Origin of the sequence: Hydrogenovibrio thermophilus (assembly GCF_004028275.1) — a bacterium.
Taxonomy (GTDB): Bacteria; Pseudomonadota; Gammaproteobacteria; order Thiomicrospirales; family Thiomicrospiraceae; genus Hydrogenovibrio; species Hydrogenovibrio thermophilus.
The window spans coordinates 2,455,506-2,475,551 of sequence record NZ_CP035033.1 but is presented as its reverse complement, the minus strand read 5'-3'; the positions used below and the strand labels follow the sequence as shown (position 1 = coordinate 2,475,551).

Sequence of the window (20,046 nt, the reverse complement as noted above, 5' to 3'; positions counted from 1 at the left end):
CAAGCTAACTATAAAGTAAGCCAGTCCATACCAAAAGGTTTGGATTTGACATTGAAAAACGGTGTTTTGGGAAGCTCAAAAAATATTTAGTTATTTTAAGAAATAAATCTTAAAATTCATATTCAAGTTGCAATCGTGCGGTTCTATTTTCAGTTGCTTTAGTTAATCCAAATAAATAGGCGGTGTTGTACTTAATATTGCCAATTTTGCCAAAGAGTGCAGGGCCTATCTTATGAGATTGCTGCGAAGCCGGCAGCCATTTATCCCAAGCACCCACCTCACCAAACCCTTGTACTCCAAACTCAAACGCTTTTTTTAACCGATATTTTGCTTGCAATTGGTATTGACCGACTACTTCATTCGCGGCAGGATTATTACCACCAAACTTCGCTTCAAAAAGAAGGTTAACGTTATACTGCATTTTTCCTGAATTTATTTGAAACAGTGGGCCTACCTTAAACTCCGATGGGTCTTCGCCATTCGAGGGCAGTTCAAGCTCGGTAATAAGACCAATGTCGATTGGGTATTGCCCCGTTTGAGTCAATTGAAACTTATTTTCAAACTCAAGTACATTCTGCGCTGGTTTCCCATTTTCTTTTTCAGATTTAAGATAGAGCTCTGAAAACCATTTTTCACTGACGCCATATCCAAAACCAAGACTGGTCACATTTTGTTTTTGATTGGGCGAGGTATCTGTTCGGCCACTTGTGCCATATTTGAAGTCTATTTCAAATTCACCTTCTTCTACGTTAGGTGTATAGACATAGTCCGCAGCGCCAGCAAAAGTGGCATTTGAATGCATCACTCCTAAAGACAAAAATAGAGTGGCCGTTGGTTTTATTAATTTTTTCATAACATTGCGTCCTTGCGTATTAAACGTTTACTTCGGTAATTTAACCACTTGATGGCAAAAAATATTGTGAGCAGAGTAACAACATAAAACACCACTTGGATTCCATCAGGTCTTGCGTTATAGCCTAAAAGAGTTTGTAAAAAACTCCCCAAAATAGATGCATTTGGCAGAACAGAAGACAAATCCCATAAAGGACTCGCTAATACGGGGATTTTATTTGCCTGTACCAGATAGTTCGCTGCTTGTGATGCCATTCCGGCGGACAAAAAAGCTATTAAAATAGCTGTGCCTTTAAAAAATAGGCCAATGGGAAGATGTAACAATCCAGTGTAAATAATGAATCCTACTAGCATGCCAGACAAAATCCCTATGCCTCCACCCAAAAGCATTGAGTTGGCTTGTGCACCCGAAGCCGAAATACCATATAAAAAGACAACGACTTCAGAACCCTCTCTTAAAATGGCGAGGCCCACGATAACCAATAAAACAGACAAAGCTTTTTGTCCTTCTTTAATCGCCATCCCCGTTTTTTTAGCATCATTGGAGATCGACGCTCCTTGTGTCGACATCCAAATGGTTTGCCAAGCAAGCATTACAACCGCAATACCTACCACGCTGGCATTAAATAACTCTTGCCCAAGTCCATCGGCAAGCTCGCCCAGTTGGTTACCTAAAAGTGCCACTAACACCGCTCCCAGCAACCCCAAAAAAATACCAGACAATAGCCATTTATTCTTATTTGGAATGGCTTGTGTGGCGGCCGCCATAATACCAATAACAATGGCGGCTTCCAGTACTTCTCTAAAAACAATAATGGCCGTTTCAAACATTTTAAATTTCCTTATTTAACAACAATGGTGCCTTGTGCAGTTTTGTGAAAAAACTCGCCAAAAAAAGGATATTTACCAGGCTTTAAAGGACCAATAAATATTTTGGCTTTAGTCTGTCCACGAATTAATTTTTCTCTATTAAGCGAGTAGCTCTCAAATTCTTCTGCGGTTGCATCTTGATTATGGACAATTAATAACACCTTTTTGCCAGCTTCTATAGTAATTTCAGCTGGCAAAAACCGATGGTCTTTAATGGTAATCTCATATTTTGGCATCGTAGCCGTTGCTAAAGTGGAGTAGAAAAAACTCCCTAAAATAATTTGTAATAATACTAACGGTTTCATAACTTTCCATTACTGATAGGGTTAATAAGAATGAATATCATAATCATTATTATATAGTTTGTAAAGATTTTAAATTGTTGCCAACTTCACTAAACTGCAGTTTAAAGTTAGAAGATGAAATATTTGGTTGGCGCAGTAAAATGCTATTTAGACACCTTAGAAAACAGCACAAGTAAGCAAAGCTTTAGGCCAGACGAATCGTTTAATGCTTTTAGATATACTGAATCGCCACTAATTTACTAGACACTTCTTAGCCATTTTATAATGGTCAAAAAAAGAGGTGCTAAATGAGCTGTCAACGATACCCTGAAGAATTTAAAATTGAAGCACTAAAACAGATTGTCGAACGAGGTTATCCGGTTTGGCACAAGTGTATGAGTTAATCACCCAATTTTTACTCTAAGGGTTATTTTTATTTAATTCTATGTAATTATATAGATACGTTTTAATGATCTAAAACGTCTGTCAGGAGTTATGAGTACTGAAGTTCATCAAATGCCAAATGATTGCTTCTTTGTGGATGCAATTTTTAAATTTGTCCCCAGAATGAGTATCGAGCTCGCTTGGAAACCACTGCTCGCAATTCAAAATATAGGACACGCGTATTTCGGCATGATGTTAATGTTTTAAACGCTATACGCAGAAAAGGTATTACTGCGGTTCTCTTTATTTATCGCAAGTGAGCAACCATGAATCATACAGACAATGTTTTTTATACTGATTTTAAAGATAACGTGGAGCTTGAGCATTGTTTAGAATCCGGGCAGCCCGTTTATATGATAGTTGAGAATAAACCCTCACAAGAATCGATAGAAGAACTCTTTAGGCGTTATTCGACTCCCTATTACTATTTTGACCTTTCTAGCTTAGAGACATTTCGACCATATTTACATCAACCCCTTCGTGATCTCAATCTTGATTCCATGGAAATGCCTATGTCACCGGGAATTATCATTGGAAATATACTGGATGAAGTTGATGAGGCATGTAGAGCAAAAGGGCGGGCTACCGTGGTTCTAAATGGATTTTTTAATACAAGCCATTTAATTGAGTCTAGTTTTGTTTGGCAGATCAGAGCCTTTATTCAAAAGCATAAATATATAAGCTATGTATTTATCGGATCAAACGAATATTTCGATCGTTTTTTTCAAAATTCAGACGAAGCGTTTCTTCAGTTTGCGGCACCGATTAGAGCATCGAGTTGAATGTAGTCCTCAAGCCTTACTGTTTTATGTAATGATTTTGATAACCCCCTCGATAACTTTATTCAGTCAATCTTTTATTAAGGTTTTGGGTTTTGACGGGGCTGAAGCTACCAGTAATAAATAGTTCGGCTCTATGGGGTGGATACTGCTTGTGTTATAATTTTATAAAGAGAAAATACTTTAGGTGAAGTAATGATTACCACATTCTTGTTAGGCATTGTAGTAATGGCTTCTTCGTTAGCTTTATGTTTTATTGTCTTGTATATGGTTTTTGGTAAATCAAATCCGAAATCTGAATGAATCCCTCGATAGAGTTATTCAGCCAATCCTTCAATTTTCGATTCATCTAACCATTTCTTGTCATACTTATTCTTATTAACTTGTTCTTCTATCTGTTCAAAGATTCTATTTCCCAAACGGTTGCTTGTTCTGTCTGCGATACAAAAACCAAAAACCATTTCAAATTTTTTATACATGACGGCAATATCTATAGGTCGCATTTCTTTTTCAGGATCGTACTGATAACCCATAATGTATTGATCAACTTCTGAAGTGCAGTCGGAAAAACCGGTCATTATGTTAGCCTCTTCATAGAAATGCTTATTTTTTTCTTGTTATTGTAATGTCAAAAAGATTTGCTCTTTTCCATTTTTATTATTTACTCTCCGAAGTCATAAGAAAAGTGTGCACTTTTTGACGGCCCATAATGCCATTCTTTTTCACATCACTTAGCCAATTAACTAATTAGTTAATTGACTAAGTCCATGCAGAGTTGTTAAACAATTTAAATGTTATATGAATGAATTGGACTTATGACTGCTTTCTTGAAGCGGTTAAAGCGAAGACTTTATCCTATCAAAGGGTTTGCTTTGACTGCCATAGACTAGCTACATTTAACATTACAAGTAAGAAATACATTGTATGATCTCTTTTGCCTGTATGGCTTAAAAACACCATTTCAACACGACCATGGTCACCTAAGCGTGAGTTTATGTCTTTTTGTGTAGTAAATGCAGTATTGTGCTTTAACCCCAGGATCTTTTTCCAATAACGTTTTTCTTTCGTGGTATGTAAAGGTTTCATTTGACCAGAGTGTCTTAAGATAAGTTTTATGGGAATATTCATTTTTTGAGCAAATTCGACCAATATTTTTCCACTCGTTTCATCTCTAAATATCAAGTGATAGCTACGCTGAATTTGTAAGCTATCCGTGTCTGACGAATAAGGATGAAGTCTGCTCTTAAAGGTATCCAAAAGGGCATCTAATCGGCGAGGAAACGCAGTATCTTTATTAGGTGTAAATTGATAGACATCCATAATTTTATCTAAATAGCTTGCTAATAGAGATTGCTCAGCAATATTCAAAGCCCGAATTCGAAATGCAGGGGTATCCTGAAACAATCTGGTCAATTGCTTAATTTCTTTTCGTGTAAACCCTAAGTTAGAAATATTGCCTGTCGAGCTGGAGTGGTAAAGAAATGACATGTAGCGATAATAGGGCAGATTCGCAGTAATCGGTTCGATACACTTTTGAATCTCTTCAGGCGCAAGCCATTCTTCCCGTAAGCTCAATAAGCTTTGATGTTTTTTTGCTTTTAATTTAGGAATGGAATTTGTAAGACGGGTTAAAGCAAAATCTAAACGATTTTTTTGTTTTTTTAACGTGCTGATTGGAATGTTAGTTAATCCGTGCAAGTCGTTAATGGTTAGATTGGAGACCAATGAATCCTGATAAAGCATATTAATGAGATCTACGCTGTGAATGTAATGCTCTAGAGTGGTTTCAATCGAACCATGACCAATTCTTTGAGCCAGCCAATAAGGGTATTTTTTGCTTTTTAGCTGGGTCGGTAAGTGTTGAAGTTTACGAGTGTTAGCTTGTTGCAGCCAGGCTTCTGTTTTTGGCAGGTGAGCAAAGTAATCACCGATATTTAAATCCAATTCAGAGATCGCGGAAGAGAAAAAGTGCCAAGAGGCAAAACTGTGCCTTAAATGGTGATATTTGAGGCTGGTATCTTTACACACTTCTCGAATAAGGTGCATTAACTTCTTTTTAATATCTTCTACGGATTTTAATTTACAGCCGTTGTCTTCTGTAGAAAAGAAATAATAGTTGTTTTTACCATTTGTAAAGCGGCCGAAACGTTTTTGTTGGAATTGGTGATGCTCATTCAATAATTTAACTTCATCATCCGTCAGAAAATCCGTCAGTTTTTGAGCTCGTTTTGCATTAAGGCTCTTGGTTTTTCTTTCTTCACTTTCTCTAATCAGAATTTGAGGACTTGTGTTACAAAATAGATAATCTATAAACTTTAATTCAATGGCTTCCGTTATACGGAGTCCAAGTCTAAACCCAAGTATAAGAATAGCCAACATGACTTTGTAAGATTCGTCTTCTGGGTACTTCGTGATTAACTCGGTGAGTGAGGATTTTATGGATTCATATTCATCAAAACTGATTAGGTTCGCATTGACTGTCATGTCGGTCATAGAAGGGGTGCCGAAGACGTCTTCCTTATGTTGAATTTTTTCCGAACGATGTGATTTTTCTAACCAAATATTAAAATCGCGTAAGTGATATTGAATGTCGTTTTTGTTTTTTATTGAAATGGCCTGATCAATGACCTCTCTAAAAATAGCGGTTCTTTCTTCGGCACTGATTTTTTGTAAAAACTGTGTGTTTGCTACCGCAACAAGATGGCGGCCAATTGCGCTTATTTTCTTGAGTATTTGTTTAGGGTTTTTCTTAAATTGACCCTTATGGTCTAATTGTATATAGCTTTTTCCCCAGTCTAAAATTAACAAGTAGTTGTCCTTAAGCTTTGGAGCGAGTAAGGCGTATTTGGCGTTTATCTCATCAAATTGTTTTTTATGGTTTGATTTGCCAACATTGATATCAAAAACCTTCCGGATTTCAGAAAAGGTATAGCTTCGTAACGTTGTTTGCTTCTGATTACTTTCGTCATCAAATTCTATCGTTGAATGGATGTTAGATTCAGTTCGAAACAGCCTTTTTGTTGCAGAGTCGTTTAAGGAGTGATTGACGTGCTTTCCCTTATTGCAAGCAAGTAAGATAGGACTCCAATATTTAGATTGATATAGCGACACCCATCGGCACCAGCCCTGCAAGCTAGTTGGAAAAATAGATACCTTCAGTGACCAGTTTTTTAAGATGGCTCGCATGGATTCGAGTAGATCTTTATGAAGAGATTTATCTTGTTTTTTTAATGGCATTTTCCAAGGCTTTATTCGGTAGAGAAGCACTTCAGTTTGTTTGGAAATAAAGAATTTTTTTGGTGGGTTAGTTGAATGAGTGATAATTTCAAAAAATAATCGCCCTTTAAAATATTGGTAATTCTCGAGCGCATGAAGTTGTCTCAGCAAGGACATTAGGTACTTGGGATTTGGCACACCGCTATCAAATAGCAGACTGAGTATTATCAAGGCGGATTGTTCTTGTCTAGTCAGCAATTTAGGTTGAAATCCGACTGCTGTAATCGCGTCTTGATAGGTTTGATGTAAGGTCTCTATAAATAGGTATCGTTGCCACTCTTTTTGTTCAGAAATGGGGTTTGTAATGCGATTAACTTTATGGATTTCATGAATATAGTGCAGTTGCCACAGTTGTTCTATATTACCTTGCTCAACGAGCATATTATATATTTGAGACGCTGTTGCTAAGACATGTACTCCCACATCCAATTTTCCAAAGCATTCTTCAACCTGTTCGGGTTTGATGCGAATGTTGGAATAGCGCTGTGAGTTAATCTCAATGCCATGTGTAGGTTCAAACAAGAAGATGAGAAAGGAATAAATAAATGGTTCAGGCGTTTTAGGTGGCATTTGTTTTTTTAATTTAGATGCGACGCTAGATTGGGTAAGCTTTATATGTTGGCGTATTTCATCATTTTCAGCGTCTTCTAAGATTTTCGTCCAAAACTGAATCAGTATTGATTGGATTATCTTTGTTTCGGTCAATAAAATGGGTTTGAATTCTTCAAGGTCAGTTGGCTCCATCGGTTAATCCTTTCTTAAAAGGCGATTCCACCACAAAATCCTTATAGAGCAGGTCAATGGTTTTCTTAACTTCTTTGCGAAAGTCTCTAGGGTTAAATAGACCCTTTGGATTCCATGTCTCTGTGCCGATATGTCGGTGCCCCATTAGCTCGTCTATATATTCAGGATTTAACCCTCGTTCAATAAGGGTAGAGCGGAAAAAGTGTCTATTGGCATTGGGTTTGAGTGAAGCAAATGTTTCAGCTTCCTTTCCGAGTAAAGTGGAAGCAATCTTTGCCGCTTGAATTCGTGTATAGGGTATCGCAACAAAGTTTTTATTCTCATTTCGCGATTCAATCAAGAAAAAACCAGGAAAAGAATTCCCTCGTTTAGCACTTAATTTCGCGTTCAACCAAGTCTCTGAAAGGGAAACCTTATCAAGAGTTGCCTTCTTAAAATTAGGCTGTTTTTTTAATTTATATAACAAGGTTTCTATGTGCTTTATAAAGTGTTCAAGCTCTGTTACCAGTTTTGACGGAAGATATCCTAGCCTGGTGGTATAGCCGTTGTTAATGTTTTTGTCATTCAAAGTGTAGAAGTTCTCAGAATCCAGTTGTAAGGGAGATATAAAAGGATTTTTTATATCTCTGGCTCCTGTTATATAACTCTGATGCGTTTCCATAAAAATCATTAAAAGATTAAGTGTATTAACCACGGATTTACTCGACCAGTTTGTATTGGGTTGCGCCAACATGGAATATGTCTCTTGAATGACTCTGGATAGGTGGTTCAAAAATTTAACCACTTCATATTTTTTGGGTCTAAATGAATCGCCATGAGCTAAAAAGGATTTAGCATTTGGTTTGTCGTTCATTGGTATATCTTCAAAAAATAGATTTTTAATTGCTTGTTGATAGGCTACTTGTAAATAAGGTTGCTCAACTGTTGTGTAGTGCTTTTGTGTTGAAGAGATCACATCTTCACGACCAGAGATTGCAGCAGTCGCCCATAAGTCACCATTTGTATAAAACAAGATGTTTTTAGCAAAGTTATTTTGAATTAAATTTATGGTGACTCGGGAGTCTAACTTATAGCTTTTAATGACTTTTTTAATGTCGTTTTGAGTTATGTCATTGCGTATAGCAGATGATTTTTTTGCTTTATCATGAGAGTAATATGCGGTAAGTAAATTAAACAGGATTGATTGGAATCGACTAGGTACGGCAAGCTTTACCATGGCTTTTTGAGTGTTGAAGTAAAAAGAGCTAGCCTTTGATGATTGGCTATGGGGGTATATTGGTGTAGGGATGTATATAAATTCGCAATTTTCACTTAAGTTAATATAGCGGGGTCTAAGTTTTGGGTTCATTGCAAGCCAGCGTAAATAATGAGACTGCAGAAGGTTGTAGCCTGTAAACAATGACACAGCGAGCAAGATCGATACGCGAATTCTTTTTTCAGATACGCTTGATTGGGATGCTGTTTTTTCTAAGCCAATGAGAATTTGTTCGAGTTCATTTGGTGTTAACTCTTCTTTTAAAAATTGATTTTGTTTTTCAATTTGTTGAAGTTGAGAGGAGCGGTTTAAAACCCTGACTTCAGGAAGGCTATTATTCGAAGAGGTGTCATCAAGATATACGTTTTCTATAAGTTCATCACTGGCGGTATCTCTGAGCTCTTCAGGGTCTGTTTTAGAGAGAGTGTTTATTGTTCTAATTGCTTGCTCAGAATCGAAAAAGGTTTCTTTGATGAGTGTTTGAGGGTTAATCTCTATCCATGAATTATGGGATGTTTTATTTCCTTTTTGACCGCCCGACCCTCCTTTTCTCTTACTTAAGCTGACCTTTTTATAGAACTTTTTCAAAAAATTTATAATAGTTTTCAAGCTCTTAACGAGTCTACGATATTCATTAGATCGTAGTTGGCTGTTTAGAGACTCCAATGTGATTAAACAGTCTTCGGTATCTTCATATTCAGCTTCAATGTTTAGCATTTTTAACTCTGCTTCATGCAAGTCGCGCAGGGCACTCGAGATAGAATGGTTAAAATTGCAATAAAAAGGTTGGTAAAAAAAGGCATTGAATATGATTGCCTTTAGTGTCATCAAGTCGTGAATGTATTGCTGTTTTTCTTCTGAAGGATTGTGAATAATTGGTTCAATCAAAGAAAGGTAAACAAATTGTTTAGTTTTCATTCCATGAATTGATCGTCGGATTTGGGTTTCGATTTCAACAGAATCAATCGGTTTTGAGAAGTTATGTTGGATAGCTTGAATAAATTTTTCGCTACTCAAAAAGGGGTATGTTTCTGACTGCTTTTCAAAAAAAGGCAGGGCGATACTTGTGACCTCTTTTATCTCATTCCAGCTATTTGAAATTTCATCCTTGTTTTCAATAAGCTCATTATCAATCAATATTTCGTGCATTTTCTCAAAGTGTTTTAAAGCATCAACAATGAAAATTAATGGTGTTGCTACGTGCGTCCGTTGTTTTTTTTGTGTTATATCGTATTCAGTTAAGCTGATAGGGGAGATTTGTTCATAGAGCTTTGAAGCTAATTCTGAATTAATTCCAGGAACGCATGAAAACAAGTTGTTTTGAATAGAAAATTTCTGTCGAAAGTTTGAAAAAGAGGTTCGAATAATCTCTGTTCGAATAGCATCTAAATTGTTACTATGGCTTGACGGAGAAGAGGTCATTTTGATTAGTCTTTATGTCGATATCTACACTAAGAATTGTTCCATTTTATAGGATATAAATCAAAGTAAATAACCTTAAAGGACACTATTTATTTTCCTTTAGGCATAAAAAAACCGCTATTTAAAGCGGTTTAAGTATGTTTGTGTTGTTTCTAATTTGTGTGGGTAAAAGGATTTTCAATCTTTGCTCTACCGACTGAGCTATGTGGCCTGAATTAATTCGGCGTATTATAGAGATGCCCCAAGGCGCTGTCAAACCTTTATTTGAAAATTATCGGTGTTGTTTCGATTATTTGGGTTTTCGGTTGAAACCGCTTGCGATTTGGGTATTTTTTCAGGCATCGAGTTGCACGAATTGATGGCGGTTGATGGCCAATTTTTTGAGGCGCGATGTCAGGGTGGTGGGTTTCATTTTCAACAATTTGGCGGCGCCGTCATCACCGAACACTTTTCCGTTACAGCACTTCAGGGCTTTGATGATGTTCTGTTTTTCCAGTTCCAATAATTCGTCACGGGTCTGAATGACAATCGGGGCGCCGTCGGAATCGTTCGGGGTGTTGGTCGCGGTGTCGTTCAAGCGTGGCAGGTTGAGTTCCAGTTTCTGGTCGTGACTGAGAATGACGGCGCGTTCAATGACGTTGACCAATTCGCGAATATTACCAGGCCAGGCGTAACCTTGCATTTTCTGGATGTGCCCCAGTGTTAGCTTGCGTTCCGGTTTGCCGAATTTCTGGCAGGCGATTTTCAAGAAGTGATTGGACAGCAGAGGGATATCTTCAATCCGATCCCGCAACGGAATGGATTCGATTGGGAACACGTTCAGTCGGAAATAGAGGTCTTCGCGAAACGTTTGGTCTTGAACCGCTTGTTTTAAATCACGGTTGGTGGCGGCGATGATGCGCACGTCCACCGAACGGGTTTTGGAATCGCCGACGCGTTCGAATTGCTGTTCTTGCAATACGCGTAACAATTTACTTTGCAGTTCCATCGGAATTTCCCCGACTTCGTCGAGAAACAATGAACCGCCGTCGGCCAGCTCGAAACGCCCGGCGCGGTCGTTGACGGCGCCGGTGAAGGCGCCTTTGATGTGGCCGAAAAATTCGCTTTCAAACAGTTCCCGTGGAATGGAAGCGCAATTGACGCGAATCAGCGGCCGGTTTTTGCGGCCGCTGGCTTCGTGGATGGCGCGGGCAATCAGTTCCTTACCGGTGCCGGATTCGCCGCTAATCAAGACGTTGGCGTTGGTGGGGGCGACCAGGTCGATTTGCTGGATGATTTTGTGAATGGCGGCGCTTTGGCCGACGATTTCTTTGTAGTTGTGTTCGGCGCGGTACTCTTCCTGTAAATAGGCATTTTCCATTTCCAGGCGCTTTTTCAGGGTTTGCACTTCGTTGAGTGCGGCGTGCAGCTTTTCTTCCGCCAGTTTGCGTTCGCTGATGTCGCGGAAAATCACCACCGCGCCGACCAGGCGGCCATTGTCGATAATCGGCGTACTGGTGTATTCCACCGGAATGGGTTTACCGTCCTTGCGCCAGAAGAATTCGTTTTCGATATGACGCACTTCGCCGTCGCGAAAAGCGGCGTAGATGTGGCAATCCTGACCTTCGTACTGGCTGCCGTCGCTGTGGCTGTGGTGAATCATGGCGTGCATGTTCTTGCCGTTCAGTTCGCTGGCCTTCCAGCCGAGAATGCGCTCGGCGGCCGGGTTGACGAAGGTGGTGTCGCCTTTGGCGTCGACGCCGTAAATGCCTTCCCCGGCGGCTTGTAAAATCAGTTGGTTTTCGCGTTCAAATTCCCGGAAGACATTTTCGATGGTCTTCCATTGCTCCAGGCCTTCACGGTGCAGTTTGTTGGCTTCGGAAAGCTGTTGCTGTTCGCGTTTTTTCTTGCGCAGAATCAAACTGATGGTGACCGGCGAGTTGTGTCGAATCAGAACGGCGGTGGTTTCCAGGTCCAGGCACTCTCTCCCGTTGATCAGCAGTTGCAGTTCGTCGCTCCAGGCCTGGCCGTTTTCGAGGGTTTCTTCGGTAAAGACCACCAGTTTGGCCAGGCTGGGACGAAACAGTTCGGAAACCGAGGTTTTTTGCAGGGATTGGAAGCTTTGAGCCAATAATTCGGTCGCGGCGCGATTGCTGTGCAGGACACGATTGTTGATGGGGTCGATCAACAGCATGGCATCCGGGCTTTGATGAAACAGGGTCTGATATAAAAACGGCGAAATCATGGATTCAGCAGTCCAATTAGGTGTGATAACTGCTTATAAACAATAAACAGACCAAAATACGAAATATCGTATTTAAGAATATGAAATCTCGTAATTCGACGAAATTTAATCGCATTTTTTTGTTAGGGAAATGGTGTTAAAAATCTGTTAAAACAACTGGTTATTTCAGTTTTGTGTGAATGGCATGACCGATGCTGTAATAGCGGTAACGTTTCTGGGTCATCTGGGCGACGTTTGTCGGATGCACTAATAAAGAACATTCTTCAACTCAAAATCGTGCGAGGTATTTTGTATGTCATTTAAAAGCTTGAGTGATCCGTTCAACCCGAATAAAAGTTTGCTGCATAAGTCCGATTGCGACTGCCCGGTCTGCCAGACGGAAAAGTCTGGTTCGCATCTGTCCGATTACGAAAAACAGGAGATGATCGAACGTCGAGTCGATGAGGAATATGGTGCCAGCGCGTCTCACAGTGCCCATGTCGAAGCGCAAGATACGGCCTTGACGTCGTCCGAAGACATTATCGACCGAGCGGTGGAAAGTGCCGTGGTGCGCGAAGTGTTCGGCCATAACGAATTCAGTCGTCGCTCGTTTTTGAGCATGATCGGTGCCGGTACCGCCGCCGCGGCCTTGAGCACGGTGTTCCCGATGGAGGAAGCCAAAGCCGCCATGAAAGAAACCATGGGGTTGGGCAAACTCGAGAAGAAAAAACTCAATATCGGTTTCGTGCCGATTACCTGTGCGACGCCGATTATCATGGCGCATCCGATGGGCTTCTATGAGCGTTACGGTTTGGATGTGGATGTCATTAAAACCGCCGGTTGGGCGGTGGCGCGTGACAAGTCTCTGGCCGGTGAATACGACGCTTCCCACATGCTGACGCCGATGCCGCTGGCGATGTCGATGGGGGCCGGTTCAACCGCCAAACCGTTCCTGATGCCGACGGTCGAAAACATCAATGGCCAAGCCATTGTGCTGCACAACGACCACAAAGACAAGCGTGACCCGAAACAGTGGAAAGGGTTCAAATTCGGGGTACCGTTTGAATACTCCATGCATAACTTCCTGCTGCGTTATTACGTGGCCGAATTCGGGTTGGACCCGGATAAAGACATTCAAATCCGTGTGGTGCCACCACCGGAAATGGTGGCGAACCTGCGTGCCGGTAACCTAGACGGTTATTTGTCGCCGGATCCGTTCAACCAGCGTGCGGTTTGGGAGAAAGTCGGCTTTATCCACATGTTGACCAAAGACATTTGGGAAGGGCATCCATGCTGTGCTTTCGCGTGCAGTAAGGAATTCGCAATGGAGAATCCGAATACATACGGCGCTTTGCTGCGCTCCATTGTTGATGCCACCGAGTATTCCGCCAAACCGGAAAACCGTAAGGAAATCGCCGAGGCCATTTCGCCGAAAAACTACCTCAACCAACCGGTGCCGGTGGTGAACCAGGTCCTGACCGGGCGTTATGCCGACGGCCTGGGATCCGTCATGGACGTGCCGGATCGTATCGACTTCGACCCCTTCCCATGGCATTCGATGGGGGTCTGGATTCTGACGCAAATGAAGCGTTGGGGCTACGTCAAAGGCGACATCGATTACAAGAAAATCGCCGAAGAGGTCTATCTGGCGACCGACACCGGTAAGGTCATGAAGGAAATGGGGTATGAGCCGCCAACGGAAACTTATTCCAACTACATGATCATGGGGAAAGAGTTCGACTACAACAGGCCTGAAGAGTACATCGAAAGCTTCAAGATCCGTCGAACTTAATATAGAAAGAACAAAGGTGTTTTTATGCTGACTGGATTAAGAGTCAAATCAATACTGTTATCCATCGTGATTTTGGTGGTGTTGCTTGGCATCTGGGAATGGACTAACCAGGCACCAACCGACACCAAGCCACTCACGGAGTACGAACTGCTGATGGGCGGTGCCTCGCAAGAGGCGCGGGTGCCGCCGCCGTCGGAAGTCATTAAGCTGGGTTATGAAGAGCTGAGCGACCCGTTCTACGATGCCGGGCCGAATGACAAGGGCATTGGCATTCAGTTGGGGTATTCCATTTACCGGGTGCTGGTCGGCTTCTTTTTTGCGGCCCTTATAGCGATTCCGGTCGGGTTCCTGATCGGGATGTCCCCTTTGATGTACAACGCCTTGAATCCGTTCATTCAAGTCCTGCGGCCGATTTCGCCGCTGGCGTGGATGCCGCTGGCGTTGTTTGTGATTAAGGATTCCGAAATTTCGGCGATTTTCGTGATTTTCATTTGTTCCATCTGGCCGATGTTGCTGAACACCGCCTTCGGTGTCGCCAATGTCCGTAAAGACTGGGTGAATGTCGCGAAAACGCATGAACTGAGTCCGTTGAAAACTGCCTGGTTGGTGATTTTGCCGGCCGCCGCGCCGACGATTCTGACGGGGATGCGTATTTCCATCGGGATTGCCTGGTTGGTGATCGTGGCCGCGGAAATGCTGGTCGGTGGAACCGGTATCGGTTACTACGTCTGGAACGAGTGGAATAACCTGGATTTATCCAGCGTGATTTTCTCGATTCTGATGATTGGTGTGGTTGGTATGGTGCTGGATATGATTCTGGCCTATGCCGGACGCTGGATTTCATACCGGGAATAGGAGGACTTAATGGGACATTTTTTAGAAGTACAAGGGTTAAAGAAAAGTTATCCCGGTGAAGGAAAAGCGCCGGATGCGGTGATTTTCGATCACGTCAATTTCAATATTGAAAAGGGTGAGTTCGTTTGCGTCATCGGTCACTCCGGTTGCGGTAAATCGACCATTTTGAACATCCTCGCCGGTCTGGACGAGGCGAGTGACGGTTTTGTGTTCATGAACGGGCGCGAAGTGGCCGGGCCAAGTTTGGACCGCGGCGTTGTGTTTCAGAACTACAGTCTGTTGCCGTGGCGCTCCGCGCTTCAGAACATTATGTTTGGGGTGCAGGCACGCTGGAAAGACTGGTCGAAAGACAAGGTTGCCGAACACAGCCGTAAATATTTGGAGCTGGTCGGCTTGAAAGGGGCGGAAAACCGTAAACCGGCGGAGTTGTCCGGCGGGATGCGTCAGCGGGTCAGTATTGCCCGCGCCTTCGCCACCCAGCCGCAGTTACTGTTGTTGGATGAACCTTTCGGGGCGTTGGATGCTCTGACGCGTGGCGTGATTCAGGAAGAGCTGATCAAGATTTGGAGTGAATCCAAGCAGACGGTGTTCATGATTACGCACGACGTGGACGAAGCCATTCTGTTGTCGGACCGCATTCTGTTGATGTCAAACGGGCCGAAAGCCCGTGTGGCCGAGTCGGTCGAAGTGACAATTCCGCGGCCGCGGAACCGCACCGATATCATCCACCACGACGATTATTACAAGATTCGTAACCACCTGGTCGACTTCCTGGTCAACCGTTCCAAGGAACTGTCCGGCGAGAAGGTCGATGCGTCCGAACAGGATCAGCCGACAGTGGTGAATTTAGCCAGTTAAAAGAGGAGAAAACTGATGATGACAAAAATCGAAATGACCGAGGCCATCATTCTGGCCAAAAGCGAAAAAGGGGCTTCCTGGGGCAGTATTGCGGAAGCCGCCGGTTTGAGTGAAGTGTTTGTTACGTCCGCCTGTTTGGGGATGAACAGCTTGAAACCGGACGTTGCGGACAAGGTGGCCGCTTATCTGGGATTGGACGCCAGCGTGTCGACGGCCTTGCAAGCGTTCCCGATGAAAACCTGGGAAAAGGCGGTGCCGACCGACCCGTTGATTTATCGTTTGTATGAAATCGTGGGCGTTTACGGGCCGACCATGAAAGAGCTGATTCACGAAAAATTCGGTGACGGCATCATGAGCGCCATCGACTTTTCCATGGACATCGACAAAGAAGTGAATCCGGCCGGTGATCGCGTGGTGATTACCATGAACGGAAAATTCCTGCCGTATAAGGCTTGGTAAGCTTCGCTTTTACTGTTTAATGGATTCTTTCCATTATAAAAAAGCCCGGATATTCCGGGCTTTTTGCGTTGGCGCCAACGTTTTTACAGCTTGATGGCGTTCATGGTTTTTTGCAGTTCTTGCGCTTTGCTGGTCATGGTTGCACTGAGCTGCGCCGACTGGTCGGACAGTGCCGCGTTTTCCTGCGTGAATTGGTCCAATTGCGACACCGCTTGATTAACCTGTTCGACGCTGCTCATTTCTTGATCGGCCGCCGCACTGATTTCGGTGACGATGGTCGCCAGTTCGTCAATGGTCTGGTTGATTTCGTTCAGCGACTGCGCGGATTGCTCCGAGAGTTGCTGACCGCGGTTGACCGAGGCCAGGTTTTTCTCCACCAGCTCTTTAATGTCGTTGGACGATTGCGAGGCGCGCAAGGCCAAAGAGCGGACTTCACCCGCCACCACGGCAAAGCCGCGACCATGCTCACCGGCACGGGCCGATTCCACTGAAGCGTTCAAGGCCAAGAGATTGGTTTGGAAGGATATGCCGTCGATGATTTGCACAATGTCGGCGATTTTCTGGCTGGCGGCACTGATTTCATTCATGGCTTCTTGACTTTGGTTGGCGATGTCGCTGCCTTGTGCCACGTGCGATTTCACCTGATTCCCCAGTTGCATCGCCGTTTTGGACTCTTGCGCCGTGTTACGGATGGTGTGGGTGAGTTCTTCCATGCTCGAGGCGGTTTCTTCCAAGGAAGCCGCCTGTTGTTGGGTGCGGGCGTTCAGGTTTTGGTTGTCCTGGCCGAGCGCTTGCATATTGTCGACCACCGAGTCGGCGGTTTCGGCGGTTTGAATCAGAATTTGGTGCAGGTTGTCCATGGCCTGATTGATGCCTTGTTTGAGGTTTTCCAGGTCGCCGCTGTACTGGTTTTGAATCTGCTGGGTTAAGTCGCCTTGTGAGAAAGCGTTCATGCTTCGGTTGATGTCGCTGAAAGCCTTGTCCAAAGCGGAGACCGAATCGTTGACTGTGGTTTTCAGTGCTTCCAAATCGCCCGGCAGGGTTTGGTCGACACGGTAGGAGAATTGGCCGTTGGCCATAAAGAACATCACGCGAGTGACTTCGGCCAGCGCGCTTTTCAATGTCATCATCGCTTGAACGCTGTTTTGCACGATTTTTTGATGCTGTGGCATTAGGTTGTCGGACAGGGCGTCCAGGTGTTGCGACAAGGAAATGTCGATCCCGGCCACCCCGACGACGGTGCCGTTATCGATAATTGGCGTGACCACGCTGGTGATGAGGAATTCGTCGTCACCGACTGGATACATATAGGGTTCGACAATTTGCGGTTGGCGTGTCTGCAAGGGTTGCAGGTAAAAATCGCCCAGGCCGGGTACTTCGTAATCCACCAGCGGTTCCAACGCCATCTGGTCGCCGGAACGCCCCCAAAACGGCATAAAGCGTCCGGTGGCATCGTGCCAGTCCTTAGATTGAAATTTTGTGTCCTGGCCGTCGTAGGCATTCGGCTCCCAGCCGCTCCAGCAGGCCAGAAACGTCGGGTTGTCTTTCAGGTGTTCCTGAATGCGGTTCAAGGCGGTTTCGCGGTCGGCTCCTTGTTTGTGCAGGGCCAGCAAGTCGTCCGCCATCTTTGCTACCACGGTTTGGGCGGTTTGGATGTCGTTTTCCGCTTTCACCAACGTCAATTGCCCGCCAAAGTCGGCGGATTGAATCGCTTCAATGACGTCGCTCATGACCTGGTCGGCGCGTTGATTTTGTCGGGTCAGATCATTCAGTTCGGTGACGACTTTTTCCGGCAAGCCTTGTTCGGCGAGCGCGTCGGTTTGCCCCGTCTTGAAGGCTTCCAACAAGACTTCGTAATCCTGATTGGAACTCGGCACTTCGACGAGCGCGCGTAGCTGGTTCTGCAAACCGCTGGGAAGGTCCGCTGAGGCCTCCCGGTCTTTCTGTAAGTCGGCGATAAAGGCTTGTTGGTGTGACAGGAGTTTTTGATAAAAGATGGCCACCGACACCAGCCCAACGGCTAGAGCGGCCGGTACCAGTCCCCAGGGGCTGAGGTCGGGATTATTGACATACAAGGCCGATATCAAGGCTCCGAGTAGAAGGTTGATGAAGACGATTCCAACAAACGTTATGCGCATTTCAGTTCCTATCAGATTCTATGGAAATTCCAGAAAAATTCCTATTAGTTAAAATAAGTTCTTTGCAGTATAAAAGCAATTTTTGTTCTGATTAGGAAAAACACTTAAAAATAAAAGAGATAGCGACGATGTTGGGCAAAAAATATTTTAATTTGTTACAGGGTTGCACCAATTTTGGGTGAACGAATGATGGACGAAAACGGCCAGGTCTGGCCGTTTTTGGTATAGTGTTGCCAACAGCTTATCTAAAGGTTTCGAGTTGTTTTAATGACATCCGATTTACAGAAAACACTTTGCCAATATTTCCCAGACTTGCTTAACGGGCGGTTTACCGTTTTGCCGACGGTGTTTGAAGACAGCAGTCATCAAATTTGGTTTTACGACGACGCTGGACAGCGTGATGTTATTAAGGTTTTGAATTCCGTTACACATGATGCCGGGCCCTTCTGGCAGGGAATGCAAGCGTTATTCGATGTGGATTTACCGCAGCAGATTTCCAAGTTTGAAACCCTGTATCCGATGGTGGCGGACGCGACCGAGTTGCGGATTCCGGCTCTTCGGCAACTGTGGTTAAAACCGTCTGCCGGGCTGTGGGGATTGCGCACGGATTGTTTGCCGGGCCGAGCGGTGACGGCCGAGTCGGTTACTTCGGAAATGGTGGCACAGTTGGCGCGCCATTTGGCGGGGTTGCATCGTGTGTCTTTCGAGGGATTTGGCGACATCACCTGTCCAGAGTTTAATCGGCAAAACCACCAGGCCTGGTCAAACCATTTGAAAACGTGGTTGGAACAACAAGCGACGCCGGAGAAGGGTGTGCCGGCTTCTGAGCGCGACGCTTTGCTGGCCGAGTGTGATAAGGTTTTTCAGCCGGATGTCGATGCGGGGCCGTTTGGCATCATTATGCCGGATTTACGTTGGGATCAGTTTCTGCAACAGGACGGCCGATTGACCGGTTTGACCGATTTGGATGCGTTGGTGGCCGGGCCGATCGCTTTGGATTGGGTATTGGTTGAACTGCTGCTGAACGAAAATCAATTTGATGAATTTTGTAACGAATATCAAAAAGTGGCGGAAATTCCGACGGTTTCTGAGGTTCGTGAGCCGTATCGCGCCGCGTTGTTTCTGATGAATGTCTTTGGGGAATCAAACTACCAGGCCTGGCAGGAACGGCCGGTTTGGCTGGATTGAGCCAGACTGACCGAGTGCTTCTTTTTTTAAGGTTCGGAGTGCTGGCGTTGTATCCAGTCCTGACGCCATTCCCGATACCCGACAATCGCCAGGCCGAAATACAGCACAAACATCACGATGGTGAAGTAGAAGCCGCTTTGCCAATAAAGCACGATGGCGGCCGAATTGATGACCAACCAGTAGAGCCAGTTTTCCAGCACTTTGCGCGCCATCAGATAGGTGTTCATGACCGAAAACACCATGACTCCCGCATCCAGATACGGAAAGCGTGAATGGTCGCCGCTTTCCAGAAAACCGCCCAGCGCGAACGTCAAACTGAACCCCGTCACCAAATACAGCAAGTGGAACCCAAGCGATTTGCGATGCACGGCAATGCCGTTGTCACTTTTCACCGGTTGGCGCCAGAGCCAGAAGCCGTAAATGGCCATCAACAGATAATAGCCGTTCAGCACCGCCTGCAAGGGCAATTGGCCTTGCCAGAACAGCAGGGTGTAGATCAGCGTGCTGAAAAAGGCACAGGGCCAGGCCCAAACTGATTGACGGATGGCAAACAGGATGTAGCCCAAACCGAGTAGCGTGGCGACGATTTCCCAGCCGGATAAGGCCGACATGGACGCCAGAATGCCG

15 protein-coding genes are annotated in these 20,046 nt (G+C 44.3%); 6 read left to right on the top strand and 9 right to left on the bottom strand.

All coding sequences use genetic code 11. From position 1 onward, the window contains the following. Nucleotides 1-109 precede the first annotated feature (109 nt). Genes EPV75_RS11515 through EPV75_RS11505 form a run of 3 tightly spaced genes read right to left on the bottom strand, consistent with a single transcriptional unit; the run spans nt 110 to nt 2,027 of the window. The gene (locus EPV75_RS11515; protein WP_011371515.1) at nt 110-853 is read right to left on the bottom strand and encodes a hypothetical protein; all 744 of its coding nucleotides are present in this window, start codon (nt 851-853) and stop codon (nt 110-112) included. After that, entirely contained in the window at nt 850-1,683 is an 834-nt protein-coding gene (locus EPV75_RS11510; RefSeq protein WP_011371514.1) for an FTR1 family iron permease, read from the bottom strand. Before EPV75_RS11510 ends, EPV75_RS11515 begins: the two co-directional genes overlap by 4 nt. Before the next feature lie 11 nt (nt 1,684-1,694). Beyond that, nucleotides 1,695-2,027 (bottom strand): cupredoxin domain-containing protein, encoded by a 333-nt coding sequence (locus EPV75_RS11505; RefSeq protein WP_011371513.1) that lies wholly within the window; start codon nt 2,025-2,027, stop codon nt 1,695-1,697. Nucleotides 2,028-2,716: 689 nt separating this feature from the next. On the opposite strand from EPV75_RS11505, the gene EPV75_RS11500 reads away from it, so the two are divergent. Further along, nucleotides 2,717-3,232 carry a hypothetical protein gene (locus EPV75_RS11500; RefSeq protein ID WP_128385493.1) on the top strand — a complete coding sequence of 172 codons (516 nt, stop codon included), beginning with the start codon at nt 2,717-2,719 and terminating at the stop codon, nt 3,230-3,232. 314 nt (nt 3,233-3,546) lie between these two features. Here EPV75_RS11500 and EPV75_RS11495 read toward each other — a convergent pair whose 3' ends face one another. The 4 genes from EPV75_RS11495 to EPV75_RS11480 form a co-directional block, all read right to left on the bottom strand. Continuing rightward, nucleotides 3,547-3,807, bottom strand: a complete 261-nt coding sequence (locus EPV75_RS11495) for a hypothetical protein (RefSeq protein WP_128385492.1) — start codon at nt 3,805-3,807, stop codon at nt 3,547-3,549. A 280-nt stretch (nt 3,808-4,087) separates the two neighbouring features. Then, the gene (locus EPV75_RS11490) at nt 4,088-7,249 is read right to left on the bottom strand and encodes a site-specific integrase (protein WP_225972334.1); all 3,162 of its coding nucleotides are present in this window, start codon (nt 7,247-7,249) and stop codon (nt 4,088-4,090) included. Further along, nucleotides 7,236-9,926 carry a hypothetical protein gene (locus EPV75_RS11485; protein WP_128385491.1) on the bottom strand — a complete coding sequence of 897 codons (2,691 nt, stop codon included), beginning with the start codon at nt 9,924-9,926 and terminating at the stop codon, nt 7,236-7,238. Before EPV75_RS11485 ends, EPV75_RS11490 begins: the two co-directional genes overlap by 14 nt. A 334-nt stretch (nt 9,927-10,260) precedes the next feature. Then, on the bottom strand, nt 10,261-12,150 hold the full coding sequence (locus EPV75_RS11480) for a sigma 54-interacting transcriptional regulator (RefSeq protein ID WP_128385490.1): 1,890 nt from the start codon (nt 12,148-12,150) through the stop codon (nt 10,261-10,263). A gap of 292 nt (nt 12,151-12,442) precedes the next feature. Here EPV75_RS11480 and EPV75_RS11475 point away from each other — a divergent pair, with 292 nt between their 5' ends. From EPV75_RS11475 to cynS, 4 genes are read left to right on the top strand one after another with little or no spacing between them, the layout of a single operon-like run. Continuing rightward, on the top strand, nt 12,443-13,921 hold the full coding sequence (locus EPV75_RS11475; RefSeq protein ID WP_128385489.1) for an ABC transporter substrate-binding protein: 1,479 nt from the start codon (nt 12,443-12,445) through the stop codon (nt 13,919-13,921). A gap of 24 nt (nt 13,922-13,945) precedes the next feature. Continuing rightward, nucleotides 13,946-14,776 carry a nitrate ABC transporter permease gene (gene ntrB, locus EPV75_RS11470; RefSeq protein WP_225972333.1) on the top strand — a complete coding sequence of 277 codons (831 nt, stop codon included), beginning with the start codon at nt 13,946-13,948 and terminating at the stop codon, nt 14,774-14,776. Nucleotides 14,777-14,785: 9 nt separating this feature from the next. Beyond that, nucleotides 14,786-15,634, top strand: coding sequence for an ABC transporter ATP-binding protein (locus tag EPV75_RS11465; RefSeq protein WP_128385488.1), 849 nt, complete (start codon nt 14,786-14,788; stop codon nt 15,632-15,634). A 15-nt stretch (nt 15,635-15,649) separates the two neighbouring features. Beyond that, the gene (gene cynS, locus EPV75_RS11460; RefSeq protein ID WP_192893994.1) at nt 15,650-16,093 is read left to right on the top strand and encodes a cyanase; all 444 of its coding nucleotides are present in this window, start codon (nt 15,650-15,652) and stop codon (nt 16,091-16,093) included. Nucleotides 16,094-16,176: 83 nt separating this feature from the next. On the opposite strand, the gene EPV75_RS11455 is transcribed toward cynS, so the two are convergent. Continuing rightward, nucleotides 16,177-18,231, bottom strand: coding sequence for a methyl-accepting chemotaxis protein (locus tag EPV75_RS11455; protein ID WP_128385486.1), 2,055 nt, complete (start codon nt 18,229-18,231; stop codon nt 16,177-16,179). A gap of 267 nt (nt 18,232-18,498) precedes the next feature. Between EPV75_RS11455 and EPV75_RS11450 the strand changes: the two genes are divergently transcribed. Next, a complete protein-coding gene (locus EPV75_RS11450; RefSeq protein ID WP_128385485.1) occupies nt 18,499-19,419 on the top strand; it encodes a phosphotransferase in 921 nt (306 codons plus the stop codon). A 26-nt stretch (nt 19,420-19,445) separates the two neighbouring features. Here EPV75_RS11450 and pnuC read toward each other — a convergent pair whose 3' ends face one another. Continuing rightward, the gene (gene pnuC / locus EPV75_RS11445; RefSeq protein WP_192894058.1) at nt 19,446-20,030 is read right to left on the bottom strand and encodes a nicotinamide riboside transporter PnuC; all 585 of its coding nucleotides are present in this window, start codon (nt 20,028-20,030) and stop codon (nt 19,446-19,448) included. Nucleotides 20,031-20,046 lie beyond the last annotated feature (16 nt).